The organism is Jannaschia aquimarina, from assembly GCF_000877395.1.
Taxonomy (GTDB): Bacteria; Pseudomonadota; Alphaproteobacteria; order Rhodobacterales; family Rhodobacteraceae; genus Jannaschia; species Jannaschia aquimarina.
The window spans coordinates 40,493-46,492 of the sequence record NZ_JYFE01000015.1 but is presented as its reverse complement, the minus strand read 5'-3'; the positions used below and the strand labels follow the sequence as shown (position 1 = coordinate 46,492).

Here is a 6,000-nt window from a genome sequence, read left to right as displayed (position 1 = left end):
GATGACCTCAGACCGTAGCTTCCGTCAGTGTCCAATTTCCGGGGAGCACCTCACCCATCGGCATGGGGTCGGACACTTTTCTCAAGATTTCAGGGATTTTCGTGGCGTCTAGACTCGATCCGAAACTCCAAAACAGCCGAATTGCGGAGCGAGTCATTTCCTCCGCCACTTGCCTCCGGGCGTCCTATCCCCACCAAGACCCGGACCGATGGCTTCGGCTCGAACCCTAGGCCCGCCGCCTGCGTCTGCGTCCGCCTTCGGCCGCCGCGCCGAACGAGACGCGGGGCAGCGTGACCTCAGCCAAGAGGTGCGGGAAAGCGGCGCTGGCATGCGGGATGGCATTGGCGGCGACGAAATGCTCCTGAAAGCGCGGTGCGACGGCCGTCTCGACCTTCCGTATTTTGCGGACCAACGTTTCGACACGGTGCCTCGCCGAACGGTCGCAGAGCGCCATGCGCGCGCCGTGGCCGGCCGCGTTGCCCGCGCTGGTCACCTTGTCGAGGGGGGCGTCCGGGATCATCCCCAGCACCATCGCGTGCAGCGGCGAGATGTGCGCCCCGAACGCTCCGGCCAAGGTCACCCGGTCCAGCGTCTCGACACCCGCTTCGTCCATGAGAAGCCGCGCGCCGGCATAGAGCGCCGACTTGGCGAGCTGGATCGCGCGTATGTCGCCTTGCGTGACGCGGATCTCTCGGTCTCCGTCGGCCCAGAGGCGATACGAATGGGTCCGTCCTTCGAGGATGCAACGCTCGGTTCCGGTCGCTTCGGCGCTGCCGATCAGGCCGGACGCATCCAGCAGACCCGCCATGCGCATCTCGGCCACTGCCTCGATGATCCCGGAGCCGCAGATCCCGGTGACTTCGACATCGAAGCCCGGCTCGTCCGACCAAGCGTCGCAGCCGATCACGCGAAAGCGCGGTTCTTTCGTCTCGGGGTCGATCCTGACCCGTTCGATCGCGCCGGGGGCGGCGCGCTGACCCGCGCTGATTTGCGCACCTTCGAAGGCCGGGCCCGTGGGGGAGGAACAGGCGAGCAACCCGTTCCGGTTGCCCAGCACGATCTCGGCATTCGTGCCGACATCGACGATCAGCGTCATTTCTTCGGCTTCGTCCGGCGCCTGAGCCAGTGTGACGGCGGCCGCGTCGGCGCCGACATGGCCGGCGATGCAGGGCAGCAGGTAGGCCCGCGCGCCCGGCGCCGCGCTGATCAAGCCGATTTCGGCCGCGCCGAGGCGCAGCGCGTCCGATGTGGCCAGCGCAAAGGGGGCCTGGCCCAGTTCGGTCGGGTCGATGCCGAGCAGAAGATGATGCATGACCGGGTTGCAGACCACGACCGTCTCGACGATCTCGGACGGGTCGGTCCCGGCCTCGTCGGACAGAGTGCGCGCCAGCTCGTCCAGCGCCAGTCTGACCGCGGCCGTCATCTCGTCTGAGCCGCCGGGGTTCATCATCGCGTAGCTGACCCGGCTCATCAGATCCTCGCCGAAGCGGATCTGGGGGTTCATCGCACCGCCGGATGCCCGCACTTCGCCGGTGGCGAGGTCGCAGAGATGCGCGGCGATGGTCGTCGAGCCCAGATCGATGGCGAGCCCCAGGGCAGGGGCCTCACGCAGGCCGGGCCAGATGGCGGCGAGGATGCCCTCGTCGTGGTTGACGGCGACCGTCGCCTGCCAGTCGCCCTTGCGCAGGACGGTCTGAAGCTCTTGCAGCACGGGCAAGGGGATCGTGACGCCGTCCAGGTCCCACTGGTCTCGAAGGGCGGTGCGCAGTCGCTCGGCATCTCCTGTAGGTGCGTCCATGTCAGGCTGCTCGACCGTCACGAAATGCAGGCGTGTCGCCGGATCCATCCGCATCGGGGCGGACGAGGCATCCTTTCGGATCACCTGCCTGTGCAACTGGCTTTCGGCGGGCACGTCGATCAGGACGTCGCCCTGGATGGTCGCCTGACACCCCAATCGGCGTCCCGGTTTCAGCCCCCGTTTCTCGTCGTATCGCGCCTCGACGGAATTGAAGGCGGAGAGCGCGTCCCCGGTCACGGTGATCCCGAACTTCGGGAATTCACCTTGGCCCGGCTGCACCTGGCACTTGGAACAGATGCCCCGTCCGCCGCAAACGCTGTCGAGGTCCACCCCAAGCTGGCGCGCAGCCGTCAGAACCGGCGTTCCGACGGGAAACCGGCCCCGCTTGCCGGAAGGGGTGAAGACGACGAGGGGATCGGTCATGGGCCTAACCGGCGCGACGGCGTCCGCCCCGGCGGCCGCCGCGTCCGCCGCCGGCCGCCTGTGCCGCCTTGGCAGCTTCGGCGAAGGAGGCGCCGTCCTTGACCGCATCCAGCACGCGGCTCAGGCCGATCCACTTCGCGCCGTTCGGGTCGTGGTCCATCAGCATGTTGGCCGCACTGACGGCTTCCATCTCGACGGCGCGGACCGGGTTCATGATCGCGCTGGTCATGCCCGCGCCGATGGCCATCGGCAAAAAGGCCGCGTTCACGCCGTGGCGGTTCGGCAGGCCGAAGCTGATATTCGATGCGCCGCATGTGGTGTTCACGCCCAGCTCATCGCGCAGGCGACGCACCAGCGTAAAGACCTGGCGTCCGGCGGTCGCCATGGCGCCGACCGGCATCACAAGTGGGTCCACCACGATGTCATGGGCGGGCACGCCGTGATCGGCGGCGCGTTGCACGATCTTGCGCGCGACTTCGAAGCGGACATCCGGGTCCTCGGAGATCCCGGTTTCGTCGTTCGAGATCGCGACGACGGGCAGATTGTGCTTCGCGCAGAGCGGAAGGATCGCCTCGAGTTTCTCCTCCTCGCCCGTCGTGGAGTTCACGAGGGGGCGCCCCTCGACCACCTCCAGAGCGGCCTCGATGGCGCCGGTCACCGACGAGTCGATGCAAAGCGGCACATCCGTGATGGCCTGAACCCTCTGGACCAACTCTTTCATCAGCGCGGGCTCGACGAAGTTGTTGTCCGCGTAGCGCGGATCCTCGGCCATCTTGTTCTTGAAGACGGCGCCGGAATTGACGTCCAGCACCATGGCTCCGCAGGCGACTTGCTCCAGCGCGTCCTTCTCGACGGTGGAAAAGTCACCCTGCTCCAGCTCGGCATTCAGCTTGGAGCGGCCGGACGGATTGATCCGCTCGCCGATGACGCAGAACGGCTCGTCGAAGCCGATGGTGACGGTCTTCGTCTTCGATTCCAGTACGGTGCGGGTCATTCTTCATCCTTGCGATGGCGCGCCAGCCAGTCGGCGGACGCCTTGATCCCGCCCAGCGGGAAGATGTGGACAGCCTCGATCCCGAAGCCGGGATCCGCGGCCTTGTGTTCGGCAAGCGCGCTCAGCATTTCGGTCGGCTCGAACGGCAGGACCAGCTTGGTGACGTCCGCCGCACGGCGTTGCAGCACGCGCAGGGACGGACCGACGCCGCAAGCGATGGCGAACTTGATCAGCGTCTGCAGCTTGGCGGGCCCGGCCGCGCCGATATGGATGGGCAGGTCGATCCCTGCGGCCTTGATGGATTGCGCCCACTCGATCAGCGGCACCGGCTCGAAGGCGAATTGCGTGGCAATCGCCATCTTCGCATCCGTCCGCTCCGAGAAGGCCTGCTTCCAGCGCAGGGCATCCGAAAGCGTCGCCGTGCCGCCGTCTGGGTCGATGTCGCGGTTCCCTTCCGGATGGCCCGCGACATGCAGACGTTCGAACCCCTCGAACGCCCCGCTCTCAAGGAGTTGCATGGAGTCCTTGAAGTCGCCCGCCGGGGCCTCGACGCCACCGGCGAGGATGAGGCCTTGCCTCACATCGGCCTCGCCGCGATAGCGGGCGACCCAGTCGGCCAGAATATCCTTGCCGCGAATGATCCGGGCGGGGAAATGGGGCATCGGCTCCATCCCCTCGGCACGCAAACGGGCAGCCATGGCGACCATGTCCTCGATCGGTGTGCCAGCGATATGGGCGATATAGACGCGGGTTCCGCGCGGCAGGATCGCGGCGAAATCGTCTACCTTCTCGGCGGTCCGGGGCATCACCTCGATGGACGCACCGCGAAGGAACGCGGCGAGGGGTGCCGAGGCGGGCGCCTCCTTTCGGCGAAAGTTGAGCAGGCCCATCACGCCCCCTCCCGCCCGCCGGCCAAGGCGACGGAGCGCAGGCGTTCGTCGGGCCAAGCGGCGTCCAGTTCGGCCGCCTTGTCCGCCGCGGCCTGAATGTCGTCGCCGGGTGTCTCGCCATCCGGGACCTTGCGCCACTCGGCCAGGTAATCGTCCGTCCCGGCCGCGCCCGACCTCATGGCCGCCCGGTCGATCGCCTGCTCGAAGCGTTCGGGCAAAGGGACCTTCGCGGCGCGTCTGCCGCTGCCAGCGATGACCTGCGCGGGAATGTCGCGCCAGTAGACGACAGTGATCTTGGCCATGGCCGTCCTCCCTCTTGGCGCCGGTATAGATGTGGCCGATGCGCGGCCCCGCGCGGTTTGCGGCACAGCGTCGTCCGATGGCGACTTAGGTGCCGCGTCCGAGGGGCGCGCCGCAAGGGGATGCGCCCTCAATTCTGCTCATCATGGTGTTGAGCCGGTCACCAGCAAATCCTTGCCGAAATGCCGGCCCGTCCGTTACAGTAAACGCAACCTTACATGCGGAGGCTTCCATGCCACCGGAAGACAAGGGGCCGGGACCGGCGGTCGGAGTGTCGCGCTTCGATGCCGGCAGGTCCCACGCCACGCCGGCCCCCGTGCGGCCGGATGCGCGGCCCGATCCGGCCGAGCTTTATGCTGCCGTCGATCTCGGCACGAATTCGTGCCGGATGCTGATCGCCCAGCCGAAGGGCAATCAGCTTCACGTCGTCGACAGCTTCCACAAGTCCGTGCAACTCGGGAACGGGCTGGAGCATTCGGGCCGCCTCTCGCGGCAATCCATGGCGCGGACCGTCGGCGCATTGAAGATCTGCCGCCGCAAGATCGAGACCCACGAAGTCAGCCGGATGCGCCTCGTGGCGACCGAGGCGTGCCGCCGGGCGACGAACGCGGCCGAGTTCATCGACGTCGTGGACCGGGAGACCGGCCTCGCGCTGGAGATCATCGAGCCCGAGGAGGAAGCCCGCCTCGCCGTCGTCTCCTGCGCGCCGCTGGTCAGCCAGAAGGCCGAACAGGTCATGGTCGTGGATATCGGCGGCGGCTCGACAGAGCTTGTCTGGATCGACCTCACACGCGTTCCGCCGCTGGAAAAAGCCCGCGCGATCATGCGGTTGCACGCTGGCTTCGCGCCGGATGAAGGCGACCCGTTCCCCCGCGCAAAAGTGGTGGACTGGATCAGCATCCCGCTGGGCGTCGCGACCCTCAAGGATCAGTTCCGGGACGTCACCGACGACGCGGCACGGTTTGCGCTGATGTCATGGCATTTCGAGGAGTGCCTGGCCGAGTTCTCTCCCTACGAAGACGCCGCGGGCGACGTGGATCCCGGCTTCCAGATCATCGGCACCTCCGGGACGGTCACCACCGTCGCCGCGACCCATCTGAACCTGCGCCGCTACGACCGCAACAAGGTCGACGGATTGCGCATGACCGGGGCACAGATCGACCGCGTCATAAGGGGCTATCTGGCCCAGGGGCCCGAGGGGCGGCGCAACGATCCGCGGATCGGGCGGGACCGGCATACGCTGATCATGTCGGGGGCGGCGATCCTTCAGGCGCTGCTGCGCGTCTGGCCGACCGACCGGCTTTCAGTGGCGGATCGGGGCCTGCGCGAGGGGCTTCTCTACGCCCAGATGTCGGCGGATGGCGTGCTGGAGGACGGCCCCTTTTAGGCCGGTTTCAGCGGAAATCCGCTGTGCACCCCCCGTGCACCCCCTGTGCACCCCCCGTCTGCACAATCGGTGCCGCCTGGCGGCCAGGGACCGACCTGCGCGGAACGCCGCCTCAAACAACGATTCGACACCATCGGGCGGCCCGAGACCTTCCGTGACGCGCCACGCGCTCCACCCATCCGGCTGGCGGGTCCGGACGGGATCGCCT

General features: G+C 67.5%; 5 protein-coding genes. 1 reads left to right on the top strand and 4 read right to left on the bottom strand.

Annotation, left to right across the window (positions count from 1 at the left end; translation table 11 throughout):
- Positions 1 to 226: 226 nt before the first annotated feature.
- From jaqu_RS02500 to jaqu_RS02485, 4 genes are read right to left on the bottom strand one after another with little or no spacing between them, the layout of a single operon-like run.
- The gene (locus jaqu_RS02500; RefSeq protein WP_043917359.1) at positions 227 to 2,221 is read right to left on the bottom strand and encodes an ASKHA domain-containing protein; all 1,995 of its coding nucleotides are present in this window, start codon (positions 2,219 to 2,221) and stop codon (positions 227 to 229) included.
- Between the two features lie 4 nt (positions 2,222 to 2,225).
- Positions 2,226 to 3,215 carry a methyltetrahydrofolate cobalamin methyltransferase gene (locus tag jaqu_RS02495; RefSeq protein ID WP_043917358.1) on the bottom strand — a complete coding sequence of 330 codons (990 nt, stop codon included), beginning with the start codon at positions 3,213 to 3,215 and terminating at the stop codon, positions 2,226 to 2,228.
- A complete protein-coding gene (locus jaqu_RS02490) occupies positions 3,212 to 4,105 on the bottom strand; it encodes a methylenetetrahydrofolate reductase (RefSeq protein WP_043917357.1) in 894 nt (297 codons plus the stop codon). The genes jaqu_RS02495 and jaqu_RS02490 overlap by 4 nt, the downstream gene beginning before the upstream one ends.
- Positions 4,105 to 4,407 carry a virulence factor gene (locus jaqu_RS02485; RefSeq protein ID WP_043917356.1) on the bottom strand — a complete coding sequence of 101 codons (303 nt, stop codon included), beginning with the start codon at positions 4,405 to 4,407 and terminating at the stop codon, positions 4,105 to 4,107. Before jaqu_RS02485 ends, jaqu_RS02490 begins: the two co-directional genes overlap by 1 nt.
- 230 nt (positions 4,408 to 4,637) lie before the next feature.
- Between jaqu_RS02485 and jaqu_RS02480 the strand changes: the two genes are divergently transcribed.
- Positions 4,638 to 5,792, top strand: coding sequence for a Ppx/GppA phosphatase family protein (locus jaqu_RS02480; protein ID WP_043917355.1), 1,155 nt, complete (start codon positions 4,638 to 4,640; stop codon positions 5,790 to 5,792).
- Positions 5,793 to 6,000: the final 208 nt, after the last annotated feature.